Raw genomic sequence first — 26,765 nt, forward strand, 5'->3', positions numbered from 1 at the left:
ACAACTTTGGGTTGATGTCTTATTTATTAATGAGAAATTCCCCCTTTTTTATGTTTTGAACCGTATAAATTGGCGAGATTGCTCATTTTTGTTGAAATATTGAACTTATTTAGAAAGGATTTAGAGACTAACTGATTAAAAAAAATTGGCAAAAGTGTTGATGAGTAGTTTTTTAAGATTAATCATAAAGTCGGTAAATGCCGTTGAAAGACTCACATCCTTTCCTAACTGATTTCATTATAATATATGCTTTTGTATATTTAACTGCATATTTACAATCATTATTATTGTTAATGATTTCTACTTTTTCTTCAGGAGTTGAATAAGCGAGTAATGAATAAGTTTGTTTTTCAGGTTTATTATTCGGATTTAAATATGCGGTACCTTCAATTTTAATATTATTTTTACTTAATTGATGAACTTGTATGTGAATTGGATTTTTTGTTACTAAATAACCATTTTCAACTTTTAAGTAGTGCTGGGTTAGACTTTGATTCAGTGAAGAAAAAAAATTAAGTTGATCTATACGACTATCTAATTGTTGTCGATAACATGAAATACTTTTACAGCGCTGTAAACGATTTAACCAAATAATTTGAGTATCTTGTAAGAGGTGAAGTGGCGCATCTGTCACAATATATGCTGTGGTTGCTTGGGTTTCTAATTTTTTCTTTTGCTCTTGAAAATCAGTTGAGCAAACTATTTTTAGTGATGAGCAATCTAATTCTTGGGCAGTTACCGATGATAGGAACATATATCCTAAGCCAAAGATAGAACAAATCGTTTTAATCAGATTAATTTCTTTTTTTAACTGCATGATCGCTTATACTTTCACTCTATTTCGCTGCTTTAACTATATCTAAATAGAAAGCATGAATACAACATTTGAATGACTATTTTCTCAAGGAATTGCGCATGATTCAACAAATTCGTATTGGACAAGGTATAGATGTTCATGCATTTGAAGAAGGTGAGTTTGTCACTTTAGCTGGTATTCAAATTCCACATACACATGGCTTAAAAGCACATTCAGATGGCGATGTTATTTTACATGCACTCTGTGATGCATTATTGGGCGCTTTGGCACTAGGTGATATTGGTCAACATTTTCCTGATACTGATCCTAACTTTAAAGGAGCAGATAGCCGTGTATTGCTGAAACATGTATATTGTCTTATTTTAGATCGCGGATATGTATTGAATAATGCCGATATTACGGTTGCTTGTGAGCGTCCTAAGTTAGCACCATATAATTTAGATATGCGTCAAAGCATTGCAAATGTTTTAGAAGTTGATGTGACTCAAATTAGTATTAAAGCCACAACAACTGAAAAGTTAGGCTTTACTGGTCGTAAAGAAGGAATTCTAGCAACTGCAACAGTACTAATTTCTCATTCCAAATGATCATCTATTTGATGAAGATCATTTTGTAACTCTTGGGTAGCTTTTCGACCTTGGAGTTGTAAAGCTACAGCATGAATAAGACCTGTCCAAGTCTCATCAGGCTCCCAAATTTGATGCATTAATTCTTGTGCAGTCGGCATATCTATATTCATATAATATTGGCGATATAAATACATTAAGCTACTGACACGATAGTTTTTTGCGCAATGCACCCAGACCATTTTTTCTTGAATAAGGTGATGAATTAAGTCGAGAACTAAAAGGCATTGCTCATCAGATGGTTGATCCCAAAGAATAGGAATTTGAATATATTCCAAACCCAGTTCTAAGCAAATACGATCTTCATTTTCTAAATGAGGATTTGCATCGTTTAATGCGAGGTTAATGATGGTATTAACACCATATTCTTTGATATATTGCAACTGTTCTGCAAAAGGTTGTCCAGAAGTAAATAGATGTTCGTGAATAAACTGGAAATTTTGAATTTGGCTTAGATGATGTTCGATATCATTCATAATGTAGACACTTTCCATATATTACCTAGAGACTATAAAATAAAAACGCCATCTTGACGATGGCGTTTTTGCTTTAATTAACGCTGAGGTAAAACATCTTTTAATGCTTCATGCATTTCTAAAAGTACTTTTTCTGTTGTGTCCCAATCAATACAGCCATCTGTTACAGATTTACCATATTCTAAATCACATAGATTAGTTGGAATATCTTGGCGACCGCCTTTAAGATGACTTTCAACCATAATACTTACAATTGATTTATTACCATCTAAAATTTGTTCAGTGATATTTTTTAAAACTAATGGTTGTAGGAATGGATCTTTATTTGAATTTGCATGGCTAGTATCAATCATAATTTTATTACTAACTTTAGCTTTAGCGAGAGCAGCTTCAGCTTCAGCCACTGAGCCTGCATCATAGTTTGGCTTACCATTACCACCACGTAAAACAACATGTGCATAAGGGTTACCATTGGTGCGGATCACGGATACTTGACCATTTTCATTTAAACCAAGGAAGCTATGACTGTGTTGTACTGACTGCATTGCATTTGTGGCAACAGTTAATCCACCATCTGTACCATTTTTAAAACCTACAGGCGATGATAAGCCCGAAGACATTTCACGGTGAGTTTGACTTTCTGTTGTACGTGCACCGATTGCAGACCAAGATATTAAGTCTTGATAATATTGTGGTGAGTTTGGATCAAGTGCTTCAGTTGCACATGGCAAACCTTTTTCATTAAGTTCTAATAAAAGTTTGCGACCTAAACGAAGACCCTTTTCAATATTAAAAGAATCATTCATATCAGGATCGTTAATTAAACCTTTCCAACCAACCGTAGTGCGTGGTTTTTCAAAGTAAACACGCATAACGACGTAAATAGAATCTTTAATTTTTTCACTTAGTATTTTTAAGCGATCTGCATATTCATGCGCTGCGTTTACATCATGAATTGAACATGGCCCAATAACAACAAATAGACGTTTATCATTACCATCTAAGATGTTACGTATGGTTTCACGACCTTTGAGTACAGTTTGATAAGCAGCTTCAGTCAGTGGTAACTCTGTTTTTAATTGTGCTGGAGTTACCAAGGGTTGAATGCTTTGTACATTCACATCATCGATATCATTTTGGGTAATAGAATTTGACTGTAAAGTATTCATTGCCGTCACTGGTTTGATTATACAAGATTATTTCATAGACCGACTATAACATGAATATATTGCTTATTTGTTATAAAAAAGAGCAATACGTCAATCAAAAAAAAGTCATGAATCGGAATTTTAAAGTAAAAATAAATTGATTTAATGATGTATTTTTCATATAGCAAGATAATGGCTTGAATTATAAGTAGTCCAAGCCATTCATTAATTTATGCTTGTTTTACTTCAGTGATATGTTTGATTTGAGCTGTCTCATTCGTTATTGGTTTAGATTTAACAGGATTAATAATAAAATTTATACCCAAAGCAAAGAGTGTTGCGCCTAAAATTTTTCGAATATATCTTTCTGGTAAGCGGGAACTAATTAAAGTACCTACAATAATAGCTGGGATTGAGCCACAAAGTAACCATCCTAAAAGTGAAAAATCAACATTACCTGAAGACATATGTCCTAAGCCGGCAACTAATGTTAATAAAACAGCATGAACAACATCTGAACCAATAATACGAATCATTGGTAAGTTGGGGAACATTAAAATTAATGCCATAATTCCAAATGCACCTGCACCTACAGAAGACAATGTGACGAAGATACCTAAAATAATTCCCATAAAAATGATGTATACACGTTTATTTTTAGCTTGTTCGCGAATTGTATTTTCATCTTGTAAAATTTCACTGTTTTTTGTTTTACGAAATCTTTCAAATAATTTTTCGATATATCCACGAAACATAATAGAAATACCAGTTAGTGTCAGCATAAAACCGAGAACTACAGTCAGTACCATTTTGTAATGTGTTGATTGGCTAAGATAGTTATCTAATACCCAATGTGTAGCAAAAGAAGCAGGAATACTACCGATGGCAAGCCAAATAACAATAGGCCAAACAATATTCATTTTTTTAGCATGAACAATTGATCCACAAAATTTTGAAATAGCTGCGTATAAAAGATCTGTACCAATTGCAATATGTGGTTCTATTCGGAATAAGGTAATTAATATTGGGGTCATCAGTGAACCGCCACCAACACCTGTAACTCCTACACAAAAACCAACTAAAACGCCTGCTAAAATAAACTCAATTGGACCAAACATCGATATATGTCAAATATGAAAAAACACGCATATGTTATGACTTTTAAATATAAAGAGTTGTCTTGATTAATGATTTACTTATTCCAAAAAAAGATATAGAAAATAGGGGGAATGTTAAAATTACATTCTTTTTATATACACATTTGAATTTTGAAAAAGTGAAACAGGTTATTTTTTTGAATTTTTAATATTATTTGATTTTTTACTCCAAAGACGAAGAAACTACGGTTTTTAAGTGCGAATATGCTAATCTTTTATGGATATACATTTTGAGGATTTGGACTTGCAAAATCGGAAGTTGAGAATAGGAATCGTTGTTGGAGAGGTTTCAGGTGATACACTTGGAGCGAAATTGATTCGTAGTTTTCGTGAGCAAGGAATTGATGCCGAATTTGAGGGAATAGGTGGTCCTCAGATGATAGAAGAAGGATTTAATAGTTACTATCCGATGGATATTTTATCTGTCATGGGGATTGTTGAAGTTTTAAAAGATATCAAAAGTTTATTTGCTGTACGAGATGGATTGGTTGATGCATGGAGTAAAAAACCTGTAGATGTTTTTATTGGTATTGATGCGCCAGATTTTAATTTACGTTTATCAAAAGCAATAAAACAAAAACAATTACCAATTAAAACTGTACAATATGTAAGTCCTTCTGTATGGGCTTGGCGTCAAGGACGAGTACATGGGATTAAAGCATCAATTGATCTTGTACTTTGCTTATTCCCATTTGAAAAGTCATTTTTTAAACAATGGAATGTACCAGCTGCTTTTGTAGGGCATCCATTAGCAAGTCAATTACCATTAGATAATTCACTCACTAATGCAAAACTAGAATTAAACCTAGATCCAAAACAAAAATATATTGCGTTATTACCTGGTAGTCGCCGTGGTGAAATTGAAAAACTTGGTCCTTTGGTATTGGATGCTGCAAAATTGGTTGCGGAAAAATTTCCAAATTATCAGTTTTTAATTCCTGCCATTAATGATGCGAGGAAACAACAAATCGAAGCATTAATTGCAGAGTACCCAGATGCTTTAAAAAGTAAGATTCATTTGATGGATAATACATCAACAGAGTCAAAAATTGGCCGACAAGTGATGAATGCTGCAGATATTATTGCTTTAGCTTCAGGTACGGCAACTTTAGAGGCAATGCTATTGCATAGACCAATGGTGACTTTCTATAAACTTAATTGGCTAACTTATAGAATTGTAAAGTTATTAGTAAAAATTCAATACTATTCCTTACCAAATATTATTGCGGGTAAAAAGGTTATTACTGAACTCATTCAAAAGGATGCAACTCCTGAAAAATTAGCCTATGAAATTGAATTGTTGATGAATGGTGAAACCAGCCAAATACAAGTCATGCAACATATGACGATGCATAAAAAACTATTGTCGGGTAATAGCGAAGATCCTGTTCAAGCCATTCTTCAGTTATTGAAGTAATGATAATCGTAAAAAAGCCACGTAAAAACGTGGCTTTTGTTTTATTGAGCTAATCATTTTTCAACAATTGCAGTCACACCTTGTCCACCTGCAGCACAAATTGAAATAAGGACACGACCAGAACCTTTTTTATTTACGAGTTTTGCTGCTGTTGCAAGAATACGACCACCAGTTGCTGCAAATGGATGTCCAGCAGCTAAGGATGAACCTTTAACATTTAACTTATCACGATCAATTGATCCCAGTGGTGCATCTAATCCTAAACGTTCTTTACAGAATTTTGGATCTTCCCACGCTTTTAGTGTTGAAAGCACTTGAGATGCAAATGCCTCATGAATTTCGTAATAATCAAAATCTTGTAGTTTAAGATTTGCACGCTCAAGCATACGGGGAACGGCATAAGCTGGCGCCATTAATAAACCTTCTTTTTTACCCACAAAGTCAACAGCAGCCGTTTCACTAAAGCTTAAATATGCCAAAATTTCATGACCATTTGCTTTAGCCCATTCCTCAGATGCTAATAAAACACAAGATGCACCATCGGTTAATGGTGTTGAGTTACCTGCAGTCATGGTACGTGCATCACCTTTACCAAAAGCAGGCTTAAGTTTTGCAAGTTTTTCTACGGTAGAATCTGGACGTAAGTTATTATCACGTTCTAAGCCTAAGAAAGGGGTGATAAGGTCATTAAAGAAACCTTCTTCATAAGCAGCTGCCATTTTTTGATGTGAAGCAGCTGCGAGCTCATCTTGAGATTCACGAGAAATTCCCCATTCAAGTGCTGTAATTGCTTGATGATCACCCATAGAAAGACCTGTACGTGGCTCACCATTTCTTGGTGCTTCCATGAGTTTTTTGAAATTAATTTTAGATAATGCTTTTAAACGATCTTTAGCAGATTTTGCAACATTAAGTTTAAGTAGTGCTTTACGTAAACTATCACCCAGTGCAATGGGTGCATCTGAGGTTGTATCTACACCACCTGCAATTCCGACATCAATTTGACCTAAAGCAATTTTATTCGCAACTAGAAAAGCTGCCTGTAAACCTGTACCACATGCTTGTTGAAGATCATAAGCAGGAGTTTCTGGAGCCAGTTCGGTATTGAGTACGCATTCACGAGTCATATTGAAATCACGACTGTGCTTTAAAACAGCACCAGCGACAACTTCCCCAAGACATTGACCTTGTAAATTATAACGCTCAATTAAACCATTTAATGCAGCAGTTAACATGTCTGAATTCGACGCTGAAAAATATGCACCATTAGAACGCGCAAATGGAATGCGATTACCACCAATAATCGCAACGCGACGGATTGTATTTTGACTCATGTTATGACCCTGTTGATCGGAAGTTTTAGAAGTTGAAGGTATTTTGCTTGATGATGTTCTTTTTCGAACGGTTGTCGATGCAGCTTTAGTTTGCGTCTTTGTATGAGATGCAGTATTTGCATTTTTAGTTATACGAGGCTTTGCTTTAGTCATGTTTGACGAAGATGGAGACTCAGTTTTATCTACAGTTGAGTTTTCTTGGTTATTTGTGCTCATAAATGATATCCAAGCGTATTAGGCATCTTTTAATTATGTACATTATCATACTATTATCTATGCTCAATTGACTACAATGACAGTGTTGTATGCATTCAGGTCAAGACATATCGACTATAACTCAAGTATGATTTATTCGAAACGAATGGTGCTATTGAATTAAAACATTTAAACATCATATTGAAGTTTAACAATAACTTTAGACCATTCAAAAAATTAACTTATCTAAGAGAGTATGATTATGACTGACCAATATCAAGCATTTGCAAAATCACCTATTGGTAAATTTGTCATTAAAAACTTGGGTTTGCCATCACCAACATTTTTAGAGCGTTTTGAGTCTGCAACACCTGTGGTGAAGGGAAGTGTTTTAATTGGAGCAGCATCTTCAAGTACTTTATCTGCTTCAATTGCGCAAGTTTTAGCTAATATTCATGCGAATAGCTATGTTGGTAATAATATAGAACTTCAACAAATTGCAGCCAAAGTTGGTTTAACTCTAAATGTTATTAATGAGCATACTTCTAAGTATAAGGTTGTTATTTTTGATGCATCAGGAATAGAAACCTCAGAACAGTTAAATGAGCTTTATGCTTTTTTTAATCCAATTGCACGACAAATTCAAAATTCTGGTCGTATTGTTGTATTGGGAATAACACCAGAAACAGCAAAAACCGTGAAAAAAGCAATTGCTCAACGTGCTTTGGTTGGTTTTGTCAAATCAATTGCAAAAGAATTTAAAAAAGGAATTGCTGCTAATGTAATTTATGTAGATGAAGGTGCAGAACAAAACTTGGAATCTACCCTAAGATTTTCAATTTCAGCGCGTTCAGCTTATGTGTCTGGTCAAATTATTCAAGTTTCTAAGGCTGCAGTTGTTGATGTTGATTGGGCAAAGCCATTGGCCGGTAAAACAGCAGTAGTTACAGGTGCAAGCCGTGGAATCGGTGAGGCAATTGCGCATGTATTGGCAAGAGATGGTGCTCATGTTATTTGTTTAGATGTTCCACAACAACAAGCCGATTTAGATCGTGTGGCAAATGAAATAGGTGGTTCAACACTGGCAATTGATATTACAGCGGAAGATGCTGGTGAAAAAATAAAACAAGCTGCGGCTGTATATGGTGGTTTAGATATTATTGTACAAAATGCAGGTATCACGCGTGATAAAACTTTAGCAAATATGAAACCAGAACTTTGGGACTTAGTTATTAATATTAACTTATCTGCGATTGAACGAGTAAATGATTATTTACTTTCTCATGATGGTTTAAATGAAAATGGTCGTATCGTATGTGTTTCATCTATTTCGGGTATTGCAGGTAATTTAGGACAAACAAATTATGCAACCTCTAAAGCAGGTGTAATTGGGTTGGTGAAATTCACGGCACCAATTTTGCATAATGGTATTACGATCAATGCTGTAGCACCTGGATTTATTGAAACACAAATGACGGCTGCAATTCCATTTGCAATTCGCGAAGCGGGACGCCGTATGAATTCAATGAGTCAAGGTGGTTTACCTGTAGATGTTGCTGAAACAATTGCATTATTTGCAACGGCTGCATCATCTGGATTAAATGGTAATGTTGTACGTGTATGTGGTCAAAGCTTGCTAGGTGCTTAAAATTTCTAGATTTGATTTCAATATTCGGTATTGAATCATTATTTTATAGAGCAGGATGGATGATGATTCATCTATCCGTTAATTTTAAATAAACAGGTTTTAGTATGAATATTCGCCATTTTGCTCAATTTCCAAAACCATATTTAGCTTATCCTAAAATTATTAAAGGTTTGGTCTTTAAAAAACAGACAGCTAAAAAGGTTTTACCTAAGGCTGAATATATTGTGGATTCATTTCAGGTTAATCAAGATCATTTAAAGGCATATAATGACGTTTGTGGTTTTGAAAATAATGGTTATATTCCCGCAATTTATTTAGCGGTACAATCACAAAGCTTACAAATGCATATGATGGCAAAGGAAGCTTTTCCTTTTGCAATTTTAGGTTTAGTACATATTCGTAATCAAGTTACGCAATATCGGAATATTGGTACAAATGAAACTTTAACTTTGTCTTGTAAATTTGGTGATTTAGAACCACACGATAAAGGTTTGCAATTTGATTTTATTACAGTTGCGAAAGTAGGTAATGAAGTTGTGATGGAAGGTTTGACAACATATTTATCACGCCAAAAAATGACAGAAAGCTCAGTGAATAAAAAATCAGAAGTTTTAGAGTCAGATTTTAAAAATGTTGCAGATTGGTATGTTTCAGAAAATACCGGTAGACGTTATGCGTTAGTTTCTGGAGATTTTAATTTAATCCATATTCATGCTGTAACAGCAAAAGCTTTTGGTTTTAAGCAAGCCATTGCTCATGGAATGTGGAGTAATGCAAAAGCATTATCTAGCTTAGCATTGCCTGAAAAATATAAAGCGGATGTTTTTTTTAGATTACCTATATTTTTACCTTCGGATATTCAGTTTTTAAAAGCTGAAGAAGCAGATGTTACGCATATTTTGATTCAAAGTCTGAAAAATAAAAAGCCACACATGGTAGGGGAAATTATAAAATTATAGCCATGTTTCTATGAGCAATACCTTAAATTTAGTGTTGCTCATTATTATAGAATAATTAGGCTTTAAGTAGGATTAGCTGGATTTTACTGAAGAAAGAGACTGAGTTGCATATTCTTGTATAAACCTGCTACTTATTCCTATTTTTCAATTAACTCTATTAAAAAAACCATAGTGTAATTCTGGGTAATAAAATGTAATCAGTGAATAAATTAAAAATCTAAAAAAAGAAAATTCTAAAACTTATCCTTTATAAGTAATAGATGAATAGTCAATAGCTCTTATAAGTGAGTTAATTACTAGTTTATAGTAATGATTATTTTTTGAATTATTTAAAAGAGTACTTTTTAATAGTTTGTATAAATAAGTTGATAAATATTTTGTATTTATAAAATTCTGTGTAATTAATTATAATTTTCACTCAATTTTTAATAGAATTTTGTGATGTTAAAAAATATAGCACTTAGTTTATTTGCTGTAGTTATGGGAATGTCATGGATTATTTTAGTAAAAGATAAGGAAATTGAATACAGTACTACAGCAAAAATATATATAGAGAATTCTAATTTTTTTGAAGAAAATGATGATGATCATTTCTTGGAATATGATTACCTTTTAGATCAAGAATATGCTGATGAGCAGGAGTCTATTAGTTTATAACTATGTTAATAATTTTTATAGTATAGCTAAGTCTCATCTAGAATAGTAAATTACTTGCTTAGTGTATTTCTATTTATTCTAGTCATGTAAGTATTTTTTTTAAAGTTAGTTTTTTATTGATTGATATAGTATAAATATAGCAAAAGATTGCTTAGAAAAACTATTTTTATGAATGAGTTATATGAATATCGATATACAAAAATTGGCACAACGGGTTGTTTGCCAACGCATAAAATTTATATAAATATTCAAGATAAGAAACAGGCAAAATTAATTTTTGCTGATAACACTTTTATATATGGAATTATTTCTGATTGGTTTTTAAAAAACTCTGATTTTGATACAAGGAAACCAACATGGGGAGAGGAAAATAAAGCTTTTACAGAAAATGAACAAAAAATACTCAGAATGTATAAAGCATCTCACCCATTATTTAAAACTGAGCATTAAAACTTCAGTATATATTTGTCTGTATATGAAACTTATAACGTGATTGATGAGGAAAATTACATTGGCGATACATAAAATACTCATTATATTCAGAAATAATGAATAGTATTTTTCAAGTAGTTTGGTAAATCAAACTCAGTCTATAATCCCACCCCAAAGGTTATAGATTTTTACTAATAGTTAGTGAATTCCTATCAATGAATGTTGATAGGAATTTTTTTATTTAAATTTTTATGAGAAAGATAGTAATTTAAATAAAAAAATCCCATTGTTACGAGAACAATGGGAGGGAAATTTTTATTGTGTGATTAGCATCTAAATATTAGATTTTAATTCTTTGTGTGATAAATTATACATTATTTTTATAAAATGTAAACATTGTTTTGTGAAAATATTAATTAACTCGAATCACGGATAAGAATTGTATTTCCTTAAGTAGGATTCGGGTTAATTATATTTAAATAATCTTGATGAATTAATTGACTTTTAATTCCATTTCCTAGTGTTTTTGATAGTGCTAATCATATTAATACAGGGGGTAAGACATTAGACCTCTTTTGTGATTGTGTTTTTATTAATCAGTAAAAGGTCCTAAGCCTTATACTTCTTGTCTTTTTATTCAAGTTCTATGCTTCTTGTTTGATTAAAAAGTGACTTATGAAAGAACTCTTTTAGTTAGTTTTTTATTTAATAAAAGCTTGTTAAGCTTTAATCATAACCAATCACTTGGAGCTTAAAGTAATGAAAATAAAACTGTATTGAAATACGATGAAAAATCCTTGAAAAAAGATTACTCATATTAATTATATTCATAAATATTATAAATAAAATTCTAAAATGAATTGGATGGTTTGAACAAAGACCGAACAATATGCTGATTTTAAACCTTGACCTTAAACAGGCTAGGCGCTCAAAATGTTGGCAATTATTTACAAAAGGCAACCTGTGGGTTGATACAGAGAAATGAGCCAACAAGACGATATTGAATACCAAGTAGATACATTAGCAATTCGCACAGGTCATACACGTAGTTTTGAAGGTGAACACGGAGAACCAATTTTCCTGACATCCTCATTTGTATATGAAAATGCGGCAGAAGCAGCAGCTAAATTTTCTGGTCAAGAGCCTGGTAATATTTATTCACGTTTTACCAATCCAACTGTAGCAATGTTTGAAAAACGTTTAGCTGCTATGGAAGGAGCAGAACGTGCAGTTGCGACAAGTTCTGGTATGGCAGCAATTATGGCTGTGGCAATGTCATTCTTAAAAGCTGGTGATCATGTTGTGTGTTCACGTGCAGTATTTGGTTCAACGGTTTCTCTGTTTGAAAAATATGTTGTTAAATTTGGTGTCGCAGTAGATTTTGTTGATTTAACGGATTTGAATGCGTGGAAAAATGCAATAAAACCAGAAACAAAACTTTTATTTGTTGAATCTCCATCAAATCCATTAGCAGAAGTTGCAGATATTCAAGCATTAGCAGATTTAGCACATGAAAATGATGCTTTACTTGCAATTGATAATACCTTCTGTACACCTGTTTTACAGCAACCAATTAAGTTTGGTGCAGACTTAGTTGTTTATTCAGCAACAAAATATATTGATGGACAGGGTCGCGCTTTAGGCGGTGCTGTTGTTGGTAATCATAAATTACTCGAAGAAGTATTTGGTTATGTGCGTACAACAGGTCCTTCAATGAGTCCGTTTAATGCATGGACATTCTTAAAAGGATTGGAAACTTTAAGACTGCGTATGAATGCACATTCAGATGGTGCTCAAAAACTTGCAGAGTTTTTAAACTCTCATGCGAAAGTTGAAAAAGTTTACTATGCAGGTCTGCCTGAACATGTTGGTCATGAACTTGCTGTAAAACAGCAAAAAGGTTTTGGTGGAATTGTTTCCTTTGAAGTGAAAGGTGGGCGTGAAGCTGCTTGGAAAGTGATCGACAATACACGATTTATTTCAATTACAGGTAATTTGGGTGATGCGAAATCAACAATTACACATCCAGCAACCACAACTCATGGTAAATTATCGCCTGAAGCAAAAGAAGCTGCAGGAATTCGTGAAGGATTGATTCGTTTATCTGTTGGTTTAGAAGATATTGATGATATTATTGCTGATATTTCTCGTGGTTTAGATCTTATTTAAGGATTGTTCGGAGTTATTTATGAACATCAATATGTTAATGCAGCAAGCACAGCGCATGCAGAAAGAAGTAGAAAGCAACATCAAAAAGGCGAAAGAAGAGCTTGCACAAACTGAAGTTCATGCCGAAGCTGGTGGTGGCTTAGTTAAAGTAACAATGACTTGCCGTAACGTTGTTAAACGCATTGAAATTAATCCTGAACTTCTTCAAGACGAAGCAGACATGATTGAAGATTTAATTGCTGCAGCAATGAATGATGCAGCACGTCAAGCAGAAGCGATTTCTGAAGAACGTATGAAAACTGCAAACTCTGGTATGGGCTTACCACCAGGTTTATCTGGTTTATTCTAAGGAATCGTATTTGTGTTTAGTGATCGTTTTGATCAACTTGTAAATGCACTGCGAATTCTACCAAGCGTTGGGCCGAAATCGGCTCAACGCATGGCTTTGCATTTGATTATGAAAAATAAGCAGGGTGCAATTGGGCTTGCAGAAGCATTAAATGAAGCAACAACACATATTCATGAATGTGTGATTTGTCATTCATTAACTGAAGATGAAGTATGTCAAATTTGTTTGTCTTTAGAGCGAGATGATGAACTACTCTGTGTGGTTGAATCTCCAGCAGACGTGATGGCAATTGAACAAAGTGGTAGTTTTAGAGGGAAGTATCATGTGTTGGGTGGGCATCTATCACCTTTGGATGGTATTGGTCCTGATGAAATTGGTATCCCGTACTTAGTACAACGGTTATCAGACGGTAAAATTAAAGAGGTAATTTTAGCAACGAATGCGACAGTTGAAGGGCAGGCAACAGCTCATTATTTGGTTGAAGCAACAAAGCATTTGCCTGTACATGTGACACGTATTGCACAAGGGGTTCCACAAGGCGGTGAACTTGAATATGTTGACAGTCATACATTAAGCCAAGCCGTACATAATAGAATGCGTATGAAATAAAACTTTAAATTAATAAATCATATTTTTATACTTTTTAGGTCTAAAAGCAGGATAATAAATCGCATTAATCATGATAAAATAGCTCAATAAAGTAGCAAATAGCTTTTAAATTGATAGCTAAATTGTATTTATTGATTACAATACATTTAAAGAAAATGAGAAAACAAACCTCGTCGTTATGTTCCAGTTTATTCAGCAGCAAAATGAGTTTGAAAATGTCCTTACATTAATGGCTCAGTCCAATATTTATGGCCTTGATACTGAATTTATTAAGGTAGATACACTTTGGCCTAAATTAGGTATCTTTCAGATCAATGTTGAAGGAAATGTATTTTTACTAGATGGAACAACACTTGATTTGTCACAATTTTGGTCGCGTATATTTCAAGCTAAACAAAATATTTTTCATGCATGTGGTGAAGATTTAGATCTTATTTATCATTATGCTCATCAACATAATTTAAACAATGTTTTTGATACTCAAGTAGCTCTTTCATTTTTAGGACATGGTTTACAAGTCAGTTATCAAAATGCATTAAAATTAATGTTGGATATTGAAATTGAAAAAGATCAAACTCGATCAGATTGGTTAGCGCGTCCATTAAGTAATGAGCAGATGGAATATGCGGCGAATGATGTTCGTTATATTGTTCAGTTAGCTGATCAAATTAAAATGAGGCTTAAAGCTAAATCTTTGCTTTCATATGTTGAAGAAGATTGTCAGCATTTGGCACATGAAATTGGTAAAGAAACACCTGTAGAGCTTCTGTATAAGGAAATTGGTAATTATCGTCATTCACGTCGCCAGTTGATGCAATTACAGCAATTAGCAGTATGGCGAGATCAAATGGCAAAGAGCTTAAATCAGCCTCGCAGTTTTATTTTGAAAAATGTAACGATGATTGATTTAGTTGAAAAAAATCCGAAAAATAATTTTCAACTTTCTACAATTAAGCAAATTAGACCAAATGTTATTCGTGATTATGGTAAAACGATTTTAAACTTATTGAAACCTGTCGCAAATCAAGATGAGTGGCCAGTTCGTTTATCTCGTCCAGTACGTCATTTATCTCAAAATGTGCTTCATAATGTTGATTCAATTATTCAGTCAGCAGTTGATGAAACTTCAATTTCTAAAGAAGTATTGCTTCGTAAAAAATGGATTAATGCACTTTATAAGCATGTTGTTGATAAGAAAAAAGAGCAAGATTTACCTGAATATTTATTAGGGTGGCGTTATGAGATATTAACAAAACCATTAATTGCTACATTGAGTTCTGATAAAGCAGATTTGTTAAAACAAATGCAGAATTTTGAGTAAAAAAGGTACAATTGTACTTTCATTTAGAAAATTAGTCTAAAACTGGACTGATGCGTTAATTATGATTAATGTATCAGTCTTTTTTTTGTTGTATGCTTTGTCATGCATTAAATGAGTGTTGTTAAAAAATATGTTTTGTTCAATTTATAAGTCTAGCAAGAAAGATGAGATGTATTTATACATCGAACGTCGTGAAGTTAATGAAAATGAAACAGTTGATCCTTTAGAAGCGATGCCTGAAGCATTACGTAGTGCTTTTGGGCGAGCAACTTTTGTGATGGACTTAGAGTTAACAGAATCTCGTAAACTTGCACGTGTTAATGTTTTACATGTGTTAGATTCTATTGCAACAAATGGCTATTTTATTCAAATGCCTCCAGAAGGCTTAATTAATCCTAATGCCGTTGCTCCAGAAGGTCTTCGTGGTGCGTAATAACGAATAAAAATTAGGAGAAATCAGTGGACAATCTTTTAGTATTTTTAGATTCAATTTCAGAAGAAGCAATTGCAGTAACAGTTTATGTCTTTTGCGCCATGATTATTTTACTTTGCTGGCATGGTATTACAAAAAGATTACCTCGGTTTTTAGGTGGTATGTCAACTATTTTGTTGTTTGCACTTATTTTAACACCTACAGTATCTGATGGGCATAATGCAGCAATTGCTCCAGCAATTTTTGGATTGGCATTTGGAATTTTTACAAAAGACTCTCCACTGATTTGGTTTAATTTAGCTCTAATTTTATTTGTGATTGGGATTTGTTCAATTGCGTTATTTAGTTGGAATAAATTTTTAGATAAAAAACAACAAAACAATGAAGTAAATGAAAAATCTCCACCACTTTAAAGCATAAGGAAAGGTTTACGATGTCTCAAGAATCTCAACAGTTTTCTGGTACACAGCAATATATTGCAACAGATAGTTTGAAACTTGCTGTAAAGGCTGCTCGTCAATTACAAAAACCATTATTGGTAAAAGGTGAGCCAGGGACAGGTAAAACACTACTTGCTGAACAAGTGGCAGAAAGCTTGGGTTTAAAATTAATTACATGGCACATTAAGTCAACAACTAAAGCTCAACAAGGTCTTTATGAGTATGATGCAGTTTCTCGTCTGAGAGATAGCCAATTGGGTGATGACCGGGTTTATGATATTAAAAACTATATTAAACCTGGGAAGTTGTGGGAAGCATTTACCAGTGAAGAGCGCTGTGTATTATTAATTGACGAGATTGATAAGGCAGATATTGAATTTCCAAATGATTTATTACATGAACTCGATAAAATGTCGTTTTATGTGTATGAAACAGGCGAAACAATTACAGCTGAACAACGTCCAATTGTGATTATTACTTCAAATAATGAAAAAGAGCTGCCAGATGCATTTTTAAGACGCTGTTTTTTTCACTATATTGAGTTTCCAGACGAAGAAACAATGCGTGAAATTATTGATGTACATTTCCCAAATATTTCATCAAATTTGGTGGCAGAGGCATTACAGGTTTTTTTCAAATTAAGAAAAATTCCAGGGTTAAAAAAACCACCGTCTACATCTGAATTAATTGACTGGTTAAGTTTATTAATGGCAGACGATATGCCTGAAGATATCTTAAGCCATTCAGATAAAAGTAAAGCAATACCGCCATTATATGGTGCTTTAATTAAAAATGAGCAAGATGTGCAGCTATTAGAACGCCTTGCCTTTATGGCACGTCGTTAAAGAAGGGATACGCCAATGTTTATTCGGTTATTCTATACCTTAAGGAAATATGGCGTTCCTGTTTCTACACGAGAATTAATAGATCTGAATCAGGCAATTGCAGTAGGATTGGTTTTCGCAAATCAAGAAGAATTTTATCAACTTACAAAAACAATTATGGTAAAAGACGAGCGTTATTTTGATAAGTTCGATCGTGCTATGAAGGATTATTTTGATGGTATATCTACTTTCGATTTAGATAGTTTGCTTCATCAAGTACATCAATTGCCTAAAGATTGGTTTGATTTAGAATTATTAGAAAAGCATTTAACACCAGAGCAACGTGAAGAATTAAAAAAAGCAGGTTCGCTTGAAGAATTGATGAAAATGCTAGAAGAGCGTTTACGTGAACAGCATAAAAAGCATCAAGGTGGTAATCGCATGATTGGTACGGGGGGGACTTCGCCTTTTGGTGCATATGGTGATCATCCTGAAGGTGTACGTATTGGTGGTCCTGGTCGTAAACGTTCTGCTGTAAAAGTATGGGAGCAACGACAATATCGTAACTTAGATGACGAACAAGTTTTAGGAACACGTCAAATGCAAATGGCATTAAGACGACTGCGTAAATTTGCTCGTCAAGGTGCAGCCGAAGAGTTGGATATTGATGGCACGATCAGGGAAACAGCAAAACAAGGCATTTTAGATGTTCAACTTGTTCCTGAACGCCGTAATCGTGTCAAAGTTTTAATGTTATTTGATGTTGGCGGTTCAATGGATTCTTATATTTCACAATGTGAGAAATTATTTAGCGCTGCAAAAACAGAATTTAAAACTTTAGAATATTTTTATTTTCATAATTGTTTATATGATTATGTTTGGAAAGATAATATTCGTCGTTCAACATCAAAAATAAATACCATAGATTTATTCAATACTTATGGTCGAGATTATCGTGTCATTGTTGTGGGTGATGCGAGTATGGCACCTTACGAGCTTAATTCGATTGGTGGTTCGGTTGAATATATGAATGATGAGTCTGGTGAGGTATGGTTAAAGCGCTTAAGACAGCATTTTGAAAAAACAGCATGGCTCAATCCAGAAGAACAAGACTATTGGCACTATGCGCAAACGATTGGTCAGATTAAGAAAATTTTTGAAGATCATATGTATGCAATGACCTTAAAAGGCGTGGAAGATATGATTAAGTATCTCGCAAGATAATTATTACAGTTTATATTTTATATTTAGTTCAAAGCTGGGGTTTCCATGGATCATCAAATTAATGGTATTGCATTGCCAAATGAAGACGGCTTTTTTGGTACATATGGCGGTCAATTTATTCCACCTGATTTAAAACAGGCAATGAATGAAATTAATGTAGCATATGAGCAAATTCGTCATACAGAAGAGTTTCAAAATGAATTGGCAGAATTATTTGCACATTATGTAGGACGTCCTAGCCCATTATTTCATGCGAAGCGCTTATCTAATCAACTTGGTGGTGCACAAATTTACTTAAAGCGTGAAGATTTAAACCATACTGGTGCGCATAAAATTAATCACTGTTTAGGTGAGGCTTTATTAGCAAAGTATATGGGTAAAACTAAAGTCATTGCAGAAACAGGTGCAGGTCAACATGGTGTTGCATTGGCAACAGCTTGTGCTTTAGTGGGTATTCCTTGTGAAATTCACATGGGGCAAGTAGATATTGAAAAAGAACATCCAAATGTCGTGAAAATGAAAATTTTGGGTGCAAATTTAATTTCTGTTACTCGTGGTACTGCGACATTAAAAGATGCAGTAGATAGCGCATTTGAAGAATACTTAAAAAATCCAAAAGATTTTATTTATGCTATTGGTTCTGTTGTTGGGCCACATCCATTTCCAATGATGGTACGTGATTTCCAAGCGATTATTGGCGATGAAATTAAGATTCAATCGAATGAGCGCTTTGGAAAAAATCCAGATTATATCGTTGCTTGTGTTGGTGGTGGTTCAAATGCAGTAGGTGCATTCTCTGCATTTTTAAATGAGCCAGAAGTGAAATTGGTTGGTGTAGAGCCAGCAGGTCATGGTCTAGATACCAATATGCACTCAGCAACTTTGACATTAGGTAAACCAAGTCAAATTCATGGTATGGCTTGCTATGTGTTAGAGGATGAGCGAGGTGAACCTTTACCTGTGCATTCAATTGCATCAGGTTTAGATTATCCGGGTGTTGGACCTCAGCATAGTTTGTTAAAGGATCTAGGACGAGTTGAATATACAACAGCAACAGACCAAGAGTGTTTAGATGCATTTATGACTTTATCCCGTGTAGAAGGAATTGTTCCTGCATTAGAAAGCTCTCATGCAGTCGCATGGGCTATACGTGAAGCACCTAAATTAGCTAATGATGTCAAAATTGTAGTAAACGTTTCAGGTCGTGGAGATAAAGATTCCGATTATGTGGCTGAAAAATTAGGTTTGAATTAATTCAGATGGAAATGGAAAAACCTCGCTTTTGCGAGGTTTTTTTAATATAGAACTTAAAATAAATTTAGCCAGAAATGTATTGTTGTAATTGATCTATTAGTTTTTTCTGGTCATCCATAGCAGCCTTGACTAAATCACCAATAGAAACTAAACCAAGTAATTGCTCATCCTCAACAACAGGTAAATGTCGCAGATGCTTCTCTGTCATTAGATTTAAGCAATTTTCAACGCTCATACTTGTAGTAACGGTAATGACATTTGAAGTCATAATTTCATTAACTTGTGTTTCTCTTGATGTTCTTTCCATAAGAACGACTTTACGGGTATAGTCTCGTTCGGAAAAAATACCAACAACTTTATTGTTTTCTGTCACAATGACAGCCCCAATTCCTTTTTCCGCCATGAGTTTAATTGCAGAAAAGACAGTGTCTGTAGGACGAATTGTAAAAATAGCAGAGTTAGATTTGTCGCTTAAAACATTTTTTACTGTAGTCATAATAATTAAGTTCCTCTATCCTTGAATTTATATCTATAAAGTAAAACGAGTTGAATACAAACTGAAAATGAAGACCCCTTAGTTCAAAATAAAAAGAGCATATATAGATTAATAAATCATTTAATTTGAAAATTTATACTGTTTGTGGTTGGTTGAAAAATAAATATGCCATTTGATGACAGCTGAGCTTAAATCTCTGACCAGTGTGATAAAGCGTAGGTAATGCATTTAGGCGATTTAATGTAGGTAATAGCGCTTGTTGAAAGTTTTCTGGGGTGATTTTTCGTGGTGAATAATTGGGCCAATATTTCTTTGAGTATTTTTTTGCCTGTAAGCTTGTTAGCCAAAAAGGAAAAATATGATCATCCTGATCTGAAGTCATCGCCCATCCATTGTAGTACAAACCCCAAAGTGAACCTGTATACATTAGAAACTTCAAAATGGAGATTTTTAAAAAATGCTCTTTGGGTAGGGGGCGTAGATATTGAATCTTATGCATAATCCTAGTCTTATGAAGTTAATCACGAACTAAGTCTAGTTGATCTATATGACAATAAGTGTAGAAGCTTTGCTTAAAATCGTAAATATTTATATCAAAGTAGGAGATTTTATGGAGAAAGAAATAAAAAAACGCCACCCTAGGTGACGTTTATTTATGCTTGCATAGTGGCTAAATTTTGCCAATACTGTGCTTTCATCGAGTCTTTTTCTACTCGAAATCCTTGAAAATAAAGCTCTGCAAGAAACATTGCTGCTTTACCATGTCCCGCTAGTGCTGCATGCTCAAGCTCTCTAACTGCATCTTGGAAATTCATTTCAGTTTGAATTGTATTGATAGCAGTTGCATAAACATGTTCTAAATCATGGTGCGAAAATTGATTAATCATATATAACTCCTTATTGTAATTATGATTCAACGACTATTTCTAAAGTCCACTTTTTTGACTTTAGATCATTTTACCAATCTATTGTTTAAGTAATATTACAATTTACTTGATTTGTCAAATCAGAAATAGTTGATTTTTTCATAAATTCAAGTATAAATGAATTAGTAATAATGAAAATCAGTTTTTTGTATAACTATAGATAAAGCGGAGTAAAAAAAAGATGACAAAGACTATCGACGGGTTTGTATTGGATATGCCACCAATTGATACACAAGTTGCTGCTCTTGCTCAGTACCACCATAAAAGAATAGATGAAGCACTGTTTAAAGACACAACTCATTTAGGAAAATATGGCTTAAAATTACGTTTTAAAGTAGAAGAGTTTACAAAGACTTTGTCTGAAGCAGATCGTGAAAATTTTTATGCAATTTATAGTGCAGAATTAGAGCGTTTAGCAAAAGAAGATGATCATCATGCACATGATGAGCCTGAAACTGGTAATTTAGGGGTTATTTTTGTTGTTCTTGTTATTATTGCGGTGGTGATTTACTATCTATTCGCACGTCCATTAATGGGCTAAGTAGCTTAATTGATGATGTAAATTGCTCAAATTTGTAGCTGAATAGGTGTGTTTTGAGCAATTTACTTGTATATCTTTATATTGCATCCTAAACTACCCATCTCGAGGTAGACATGCAAAAAATGATTCAAAAAATCCAGCTAAAATTTGCTGAATTGAAATTAGAACAGATTTATAATATTTTTATTATTTTAATTATTGTCATTATTTTGGGGCTTGCATGTATTGCAACCTACAGACCAATTCAACCTCAACAACTCAATACCGTGTATAAAATATCGCAACAAGCGAGTTATGTGCATACACAAGAAATGGCTTTAGCGCTATTGGCTCAAGATCAGATTTATATAGGGCAATATTTGAAATTGCTGATGGCTTTGCAAATGGAACGTAAAAAAGCAAAACATCTACCCGCAATGTCTGTCGATCAGTATTGATGATTATAAGTGTGTTATATCTGAAAAATTATAGAAATTCTATAGAATAAAAGTCGAAGATAAATTCTACAATTAGAATTTAATCTTCACATTATGAAATTTTAAAGGTTTCATTTTCGTTATAAACAAACAGGGATAAGTAAGAAAAAATAGTAATCTTTGTGTTAGAATTTGCTTTTTTAACGCGATGCTTTTCAAGGATTCGGCATGCAACAGCAATCTAATGGGCAAAACAAATTTTTGATTGATGCTGATATCGGAGACGATGATGTTACTTTACCGAATTTACCTTCGATAAATGTTCCAATTGTTGAAACACCTAAAGCTGAAGAAAGTGTATCTGTAGAAGATACTCAAGAAGAAAAGTCAAAAGGTGGTTTCTTTAGTCGAATGAAAGATGGTTTGACTAAAACTCGTAAAAGCTTTACTGATGGTATGGTCAATATTCTGATCGGTGGTAAAGAAATTGATGATGAATTGTTAGAAGAAGTTGAAGAGCAGTTGTTGGTTGCTGATATTGGTGTAGAAGCAACAAAAACAATTATTGCAAATTTAACTGAACGTACAGAACGTGGTGATTTAATCTATTCACATTCGCTATATAAAGCTTTACAAGAAGAATTGGTTGCTTTGTTGGCGCCACGAGTTAAACCACTACATATTGATTCAAATAAAGCACCATTTGTAATTTTGGTAGTAGGTGTAAACGGTGTAGGTAAGACGACAACGATTGGTAAACTCGCAAAACGTTTACAGGGTGAAGGAAAGAAAGTCATGCTTGCTGCGGGTGATACATTCCGTGCGGCAGCAACAGAGCAACTTCAAATTTGGGGTGAACGAAATAATATTTCTGTCGTTGCTCAAGGTCATGGCGCAGATTCTGCTTCTGTAATTTTTGATGCTTTTGAAAGTGCACGTGCCAAAGGTGTAGATGTACTTATTGCAGATACCGCAGGACGTTTACATAACAAAGGTCATTTAATGCAAGAATTGACTAAAGTTAAACGTGTTATGCAAAAAATTGATGCAACTGCACCGCATGAAGTTATGTTAGTTGTAGATGCTGGAACAGGTCAGAATGCAATTAATCAAGTAGAGATGTTTGATGAAGCAGTCGGCTTAACAGGTATTACAATTACAAAATTAGATGGTACGGCTAAAGGCGGTGTATTGTTTAATATTGCAAGTCGTACGCATGTTCCAATTCGTTTTATTGGTGTTGGTGAGAAAATTGATGATTTACGTCCATTTTCAGCAAAATCATTTGTTGCAGCATTATTTGAAACAGAAAAATAATCTGTTTTGATTTTTCTTATATTTCGCCGTAATAAAAAACTCCGTTTGATACGGAGTTTTTTGTTTAATAGATCAGAATTTAGAGAATTGTTTCATAAATGGAACACAATGTCATAAATTAGGTATTTATATTAGAAATCATACAAGTAATAATAAATTCAATGAAATAAATACGATCATGAGATCAAAGAGGAATATAAATGGGATTTTTAAATCAAATTGAAAAACGTCGCTCAATTTATGCAATTGGTAAAAATGTAGATTTGCAACAAGAACAAATCGAACAATTAATTAAAAATACGATTAAGCTTAGTCCTTCGTCGTTTAACTCACAAAGTTCACGTGCTGTACAACTTTTTGGCGCGTCTCATGAAAAATTTTGGACTATTGTTCTAGAGACATTACGTAAAATTGTACCCGCTGATGCTTTTGCTGCAACTGAAGCAAAAATTCAAAGTTTTGCTGCTGGCTACGGTACAGTTCTATTTTATGAAGATCAAAACGTTGTGAAATCATTGCAAGATGCGTTTCCATCTTATGCCGATAATTTCCCTGTTTGGTCAGAACATTCAACTGCAATCGCACAGTTTGCTGTTTGGACTGCATTATCTGAACAAAATATTGGTGCATCTTTACAGCATTATAATCCAATTATTGATGCTGAAGTAGCAGAAACATTTGGTATTCCTGAAAATTGGAAATTACGTGCACAGCTTGTATTTGGTTCAATCGAAGCTGAAGCAGGTGATAAAGAGTATATGGATGATGCGTTGCGTTTTAAAACATTCAAATAAATATGTTTTGATTTAAAAAAAAGAGCATTTCGGTGCTCTTTTTTTATTTCATTAAATTGTCATTAAATGAATAGATATTGGTTGCTGAATAATTTGTACTTGAGAAATATAAATGATTAAGCAATTAAATCTATTTGTTTTAGCATTAATGATGAGCAGTTTTGTTAATGCTGATACTTTATTAAAAATTCAGAATGGAATTATTGTTCAGGAAATTAATGGTGCAGAAGTTAAAAAGGATTTATTTAATTCTTATAAAAGTGAATATAGTTTGGAATCGGGACAAAATGATTTAATAGTTTACTATTATCAGTATTTTGATGCTGAAAATGGAATTGGAGCACATGATATTGTTAAGTCATCACCTGTATACATAAAAACACCAGTATTACGAAATAATGAAACTTATAGATTGGCAATGATTAATCCGCCTAAAAATAATGATGATGCTAAAAAATATGCAAAACAGCCTGAATTTGCTTTATACAATAGCTACAATGAGTTGTTAATGACGCAGATGGGTGAAAATACTAAAAAGGGAATAATTCATTCTATATTTAATGAACAAAAAATAGATCAACGACAACATCAAGTTGTGTATACATCAATTGAACCGAATATTGCTCACGGAGATACACTGAATCATCTTTTAATAGCTTGGAAAAATGCAACGAAAGAAGATAAACAGAAATTTATGCTCTGGATAGCTGAACAGGTAAATTAAAAATGCTGAAAATTTGAGTCTTTTACATAAAAAACCGCATTTTTGAGCATAAAACATCCGACTGATTAATATTTTTTAAAAAAATAAAGAAAAGGGGTTGCGTCTGGGGAGGAATGCTGTAGAATGCACATCCATCGGCGGTGATGAAGATTAAAACTTCTGATAAAACAGCAACTTAGCACAAAGTGTTGGGGTTGTGTTTTAGAAAGAAAGTTTAAAATAATTTGAATTACTAGTTGACTTTCTGGAAATAGAGAGTAATATAGCCGACCTAGCTTGCTACTGACGAAGTAGTAAGAAGATCATTAAGAGATTATGAAGAACAACTTGTGTGGATTTTTACTAGTTGATCAATCGAATATATTTTCATTGATTGAATGGTAGAAATTACTCGAAGTTTATTTGAGAAATATTTGTCAGAAAATTGATGAGCCAAGATTGGTAGCCATAAGCTACTACTGATTTTAAACTGAAGAGTTTGATCATGGCTCAGATTGAACGCTGGCGGCAGGCTTAACACATGCAAGTCGAGCGGGGGAAGGTAGCTTGCTACTGGACCTAGCGGCGGACGGGTGAGTAATGCTTAGGAATCTGCCTATTAGTGGGGGACAACGTTTCGAAAGGGACGCTAATACCGCATACGCCCTACGGGGGAAAGCAGGGGATCTTCGGACCTTGCGCTAATAGATGAGCCTAAGTCGGATTAGCTAGTTGGTGGGGTAAAGGCCTACCAAGGCGACGATCTGTAGCGGGTCTGAGAGGATGATCCGCCACACTGGGACTGAGACACGGCCCAGACTCCTACGGGAGGCAGCAGTGGGGAATATTGGACAATGGGCGCAAGCCTGATCCAGCCATGCCGCGTGTGTGAAGAAGGCCTTTTGGTTGTAAAGCACTTTAAGCGAGGAGGAGGCTACTTGGATTAATACTCTGAGATAGTGGACGTTACTCGCAGAATAAGCACCGGCTAACTCTGTGCCAGCAGCCGCGGTAATACAGAGGGTGCAAGCGTTAATCGGATTTACTGGGCGTAAAGCGTGCGTAGGTGGCCAATTAAGTCAAATGTGAAATCCCTGAGCTTAACTTAGGAATTGCATTCGATACTGGTTGGCTAGAGTATGGGAGAGGATGGTAGAATTCCAGGTGTAGCGGTGAAATGCGTAGAGATCTGGAGGAATACCGATGGCGAAGGCAGCCATCTGGCCTAATACTGACACTGAGGTACGAAAGCATGGGGAGCAAACAGGATTAGATACCCTGGTAGTCCATGCCGTAAACGATGTCTACTAGCCGTTGGGGCCTTTGAGGCTTTAGTGGCGCAGCTAACGCGATAAGTAGACCGCCTGGGGAGTACGGTCGCAAGACTAAAACTCAAATGAATTGACGGGGGCCCGCACAAGCGGTGGAGCATGTGGTTTAATTCGATGCAACGCGAAGAACCTTACCTGGTCTTGACATACAGAGAACTTTCCAGAGATGGATTGGTGCCTTCGGGAACTCTGATACAGGTGCTGCATGGCTGTCGTCAGCTCGTGTCGTGAGATGTTGGGTTAAGTCCCGCAACGAGCGCAACCCTTTTCCTTATTTGCCAGCGGGTTATGCCGGGAACTTTAAGGATACTGCCAGTGACAAACTGGAGGAAGGCGGGGACGACGTCAAGTCATCATGGCCCTTACGACCAGGGCTACACACGTGCTACAATGGTCGGTACAAAGGGTTGCTACCTCGCGAGAGGATGCTAATCTCAAAAAGCCGATCGTAGTCCGGATTGGAGTCTGCAACTCGACTCCATGAAGTCGGAATCGCTAGTAATCGCGGATCAGAATGCCGCGGTGAATACGTTCCCGGGCCTTGTACACACCGCCCGTCACACCATGGGAGTTTGTTGCACCAGAAGTAGGTAGTCTAACCGCAAGGAGGACGCTTACCACGGTGTGGCCGATGACTGGGGTGAAGTCGTAACAAGGTAGCCGTAGGGGAACCTGCGGCTGGATCACCTCCTTAACGAAAGATTGACGATTGGTAAGAATCCACAACAAGTTGTTCTTCATTATGATGTATC

The 26,765-nt window shown here is 34.6% G+C and carries 28 protein-coding genes and 1 rRNA gene; 21 read left to right on the forward strand and 8 right to left on the reverse strand.

Annotation, left to right across the window (positions count from 1 at the left end):
- Positions 1-178: 178 nt before the first annotated feature.
- Positions 179-817 carry an A1S_1983 family putative colistin resistance protein gene (locus AOY20_RS10435; RefSeq protein ID WP_054581803.1) on the reverse strand — a complete coding sequence of 213 codons (639 nt, stop codon included), beginning with the start codon at positions 815-817 and terminating at the stop codon, positions 179-181.
- Between the two features lie 98 nt (positions 818-915).
- On the opposite strand from AOY20_RS10435, the gene ispF reads away from it, so the two are divergent.
- A complete protein-coding gene (gene ispF / locus AOY20_RS10440) occupies positions 916-1,404 on the forward strand; it encodes a 2-C-methyl-D-erythritol 2,4-cyclodiphosphate synthase (RefSeq protein ID WP_054581804.1) in 489 nt (162 codons plus the stop codon).
- Here ispF and AOY20_RS10445 read toward each other — a convergent pair.
- The 3 genes from AOY20_RS10445 to AOY20_RS10455 all read right to left on the reverse strand — a co-directional run bounded on the left by AOY20_RS10445 (position 1,392) and on the right by AOY20_RS10455 (position 4,185).
- The gene (locus AOY20_RS10445; RefSeq protein WP_054581805.1) at positions 1,392-1,919 is read right to left on the reverse strand and encodes a protein tyrosine phosphatase family protein; all 528 of its coding nucleotides are present in this window, start codon (positions 1,917-1,919) and stop codon (positions 1,392-1,394) included. The genes ispF and AOY20_RS10445 overlap by 13 nt on opposite strands.
- Positions 1,920-1,996: 77 nt before the next feature.
- A complete protein-coding gene (locus AOY20_RS10450; protein ID WP_054581806.1) occupies positions 1,997-3,088 on the reverse strand; it encodes a 3-deoxy-7-phosphoheptulonate synthase in 1,092 nt (363 codons plus the stop codon).
- A gap of 209 nt (positions 3,089-3,297) precedes the next feature.
- Positions 3,298-4,185: a sulfite exporter TauE/SafE family protein gene (locus AOY20_RS10455; protein WP_054581807.1), complete on the reverse strand. Its 888-nt coding sequence runs from the start codon at positions 4,183-4,185 to the stop codon at positions 3,298-3,300.
- Positions 4,186-4,468: 283 nt separating this feature from the next.
- Here AOY20_RS10455 and lpxB point away from each other — a divergent pair, with 283 nt between their 5' ends.
- A complete protein-coding gene (lpxB, locus tag AOY20_RS10460; RefSeq protein ID WP_054582588.1) occupies positions 4,469-5,641 on the forward strand; it encodes a lipid-A-disaccharide synthase in 1,173 nt (390 codons plus the stop codon).
- Between the two features lie 53 nt (positions 5,642-5,694).
- Here the strand turns inward: lpxB and AOY20_RS10465 are convergent, their stop codons facing one another.
- Positions 5,695-7,191: an acetyl-CoA C-acetyltransferase gene (locus tag AOY20_RS10465; protein ID WP_054581808.1), complete on the reverse strand. Its 1,497-nt coding sequence runs from the start codon at positions 7,189-7,191 to the stop codon at positions 5,695-5,697.
- Positions 7,192-7,432: 241 nt separating this feature from the next.
- Between AOY20_RS10465 and AOY20_RS10470 the strand changes: the two genes are divergently transcribed.
- From AOY20_RS10470 to trpB, 13 genes are all read left to right on the forward strand, one after another.
- The gene (locus AOY20_RS10470) at positions 7,433-8,818 is read left to right on the forward strand and encodes a 3-oxoacyl-ACP reductase (RefSeq protein WP_054581809.1); all 1,386 of its coding nucleotides are present in this window, start codon (positions 7,433-7,435) and stop codon (positions 8,816-8,818) included.
- 104 nt (positions 8,819-8,922) lie between these two features.
- The gene (locus tag AOY20_RS10475) at positions 8,923-9,777 is read left to right on the forward strand and encodes a MaoC family dehydratase (protein WP_054581810.1); all 855 of its coding nucleotides are present in this window, start codon (positions 8,923-8,925) and stop codon (positions 9,775-9,777) included.
- A gap of 441 nt (positions 9,778-10,218) precedes the next feature.
- Entirely contained in the window at positions 10,219-10,434 is a 216-nt protein-coding gene (locus tag AOY20_RS10480; protein WP_054581811.1) for a hypothetical protein, read from the forward strand.
- Between the two features lie 168 nt (positions 10,435-10,602).
- Positions 10,603-10,884 carry a hypothetical protein gene (locus AOY20_RS10485; protein WP_054581812.1) on the forward strand — a complete coding sequence of 94 codons (282 nt, stop codon included), beginning with the start codon at positions 10,603-10,605 and terminating at the stop codon, positions 10,882-10,884.
- A gap of 963 nt (positions 10,885-11,847) precedes the next feature.
- Positions 11,848-13,035, forward strand: coding sequence for an O-succinylhomoserine sulfhydrylase (locus AOY20_RS10490; RefSeq protein ID WP_054581813.1), 1,188 nt, complete (start codon positions 11,848-11,850; stop codon positions 13,033-13,035).
- A gap of 19 nt (positions 13,036-13,054) precedes the next feature.
- Positions 13,055-13,384, forward strand: a complete 330-nt coding sequence (locus AOY20_RS10495) for a YbaB/EbfC family nucleoid-associated protein (RefSeq protein WP_054581814.1) — start codon at positions 13,055-13,057, stop codon at positions 13,382-13,384.
- Between the two features lie 12 nt (positions 13,385-13,396).
- Positions 13,397-13,993 (forward strand): recombination mediator RecR, encoded by a 597-nt coding sequence (recR, locus tag AOY20_RS10500; RefSeq protein ID WP_054581815.1) that lies wholly within the window; start codon positions 13,397-13,399, stop codon positions 13,991-13,993.
- A gap of 178 nt (positions 13,994-14,171) precedes the next feature.
- Positions 14,172-15,314 carry a ribonuclease D gene (locus AOY20_RS10505; protein ID WP_054581816.1) on the forward strand — a complete coding sequence of 381 codons (1,143 nt, stop codon included), beginning with the start codon at positions 14,172-14,174 and terminating at the stop codon, positions 15,312-15,314.
- Positions 15,315-15,444: 130 nt separating this feature from the next.
- Positions 15,445-15,747: a YcgL domain-containing protein gene (locus AOY20_RS10510; RefSeq protein ID WP_054581817.1), complete on the forward strand. Its 303-nt coding sequence runs from the start codon at positions 15,445-15,447 to the stop codon at positions 15,745-15,747.
- Between the two features lie 26 nt (positions 15,748-15,773).
- Positions 15,774-16,160, forward strand: a complete 387-nt coding sequence (locus AOY20_RS10515; protein ID WP_054581818.1) for a hypothetical protein — start codon at positions 15,774-15,776, stop codon at positions 16,158-16,160.
- Between the two features lie 20 nt (positions 16,161-16,180).
- A complete protein-coding gene (locus AOY20_RS10520; RefSeq protein WP_054581819.1) occupies positions 16,181-17,032 on the forward strand; it encodes an AAA family ATPase in 852 nt (283 codons plus the stop codon).
- A gap of 15 nt (positions 17,033-17,047) precedes the next feature.
- Positions 17,048-18,235, forward strand: coding sequence for a vWA domain-containing protein (locus tag AOY20_RS10525; protein ID WP_054581820.1), 1,188 nt, complete (start codon positions 17,048-17,050; stop codon positions 18,233-18,235).
- 45 nt (positions 18,236-18,280) lie between these two features.
- Positions 18,281-19,489, forward strand: coding sequence for a tryptophan synthase subunit beta (gene trpB, locus AOY20_RS10530; RefSeq protein ID WP_054581821.1), 1,209 nt, complete (start codon positions 18,281-18,283; stop codon positions 19,487-19,489).
- Positions 19,490-19,553: 64 nt separating this feature from the next.
- On the opposite strand, the gene AOY20_RS10535 is transcribed toward trpB, so the two are convergent.
- The 3 genes from AOY20_RS10535 to AOY20_RS10545 form a co-directional block, all read right to left on the reverse strand.
- Complete coding sequence (locus tag AOY20_RS10535; protein WP_054581822.1) at positions 19,554-19,985, reverse strand: CBS domain-containing protein; 432 nt, start codon at positions 19,983-19,985, stop codon at positions 19,554-19,556.
- 133 nt (positions 19,986-20,118) lie between these two features.
- Positions 20,119-20,484, reverse strand: a complete 366-nt coding sequence (locus AOY20_RS10540; RefSeq protein ID WP_054581823.1) for a DUF2750 domain-containing protein — start codon at positions 20,482-20,484, stop codon at positions 20,119-20,121.
- Positions 20,485-20,638: 154 nt separating this feature from the next.
- Positions 20,639-20,872 carry an SEL1-like repeat protein gene (locus tag AOY20_RS10545; RefSeq protein ID WP_054581824.1) on the reverse strand — a complete coding sequence of 78 codons (234 nt, stop codon included), beginning with the start codon at positions 20,870-20,872 and terminating at the stop codon, positions 20,639-20,641.
- A gap of 220 nt (positions 20,873-21,092) precedes the next feature.
- On the opposite strand from AOY20_RS10545, the gene AOY20_RS10550 reads away from it, so the two are divergent.
- From AOY20_RS10550 to AOY20_RS10575, 6 genes are all read left to right on the forward strand, one after another.
- Positions 21,093-21,452: a hypothetical protein gene (locus AOY20_RS10550; RefSeq protein ID WP_144424777.1), complete on the forward strand. Its 360-nt coding sequence runs from the start codon at positions 21,093-21,095 to the stop codon at positions 21,450-21,452.
- A gap of 113 nt (positions 21,453-21,565) precedes the next feature.
- The gene (locus AOY20_RS10555; RefSeq protein WP_054581826.1) at positions 21,566-21,889 is read left to right on the forward strand and encodes a hypothetical protein; all 324 of its coding nucleotides are present in this window, start codon (positions 21,566-21,568) and stop codon (positions 21,887-21,889) included.
- A 207-nt stretch (positions 21,890-22,096) separates the two neighbouring features.
- Positions 22,097-23,185: a signal recognition particle-docking protein FtsY gene (ftsY, locus tag AOY20_RS10560; RefSeq protein ID WP_054581827.1), complete on the forward strand. Its 1,089-nt coding sequence runs from the start codon at positions 22,097-22,099 to the stop codon at positions 23,183-23,185.
- Between the two features lie 200 nt (positions 23,186-23,385).
- Positions 23,386-23,979, forward strand: a complete 594-nt coding sequence (locus AOY20_RS10565) for a nitroreductase family protein (protein WP_054581828.1) — start codon at positions 23,386-23,388, stop codon at positions 23,977-23,979.
- Positions 23,980-24,091: 112 nt separating this feature from the next.
- Positions 24,092-24,703, forward strand: a complete 612-nt coding sequence (locus AOY20_RS10570) for a DUF2057 family protein (RefSeq protein WP_054581829.1) — start codon at positions 24,092-24,094, stop codon at positions 24,701-24,703.
- Positions 24,704-25,169: 466 nt separating this feature from the next.
- Positions 25,170-26,707: ribosomal RNA gene (locus AOY20_RS10575) — 16S ribosomal RNA — on the forward strand.
- Positions 26,708-26,765: the final 58 nt, after the last annotated feature.

Origin of the sequence: Acinetobacter equi (assembly GCF_001307195.1) — a bacterium.
Classification (GTDB): domain Bacteria; phylum Pseudomonadota; class Gammaproteobacteria; order Pseudomonadales; family Moraxellaceae; genus Acinetobacter; species Acinetobacter equi.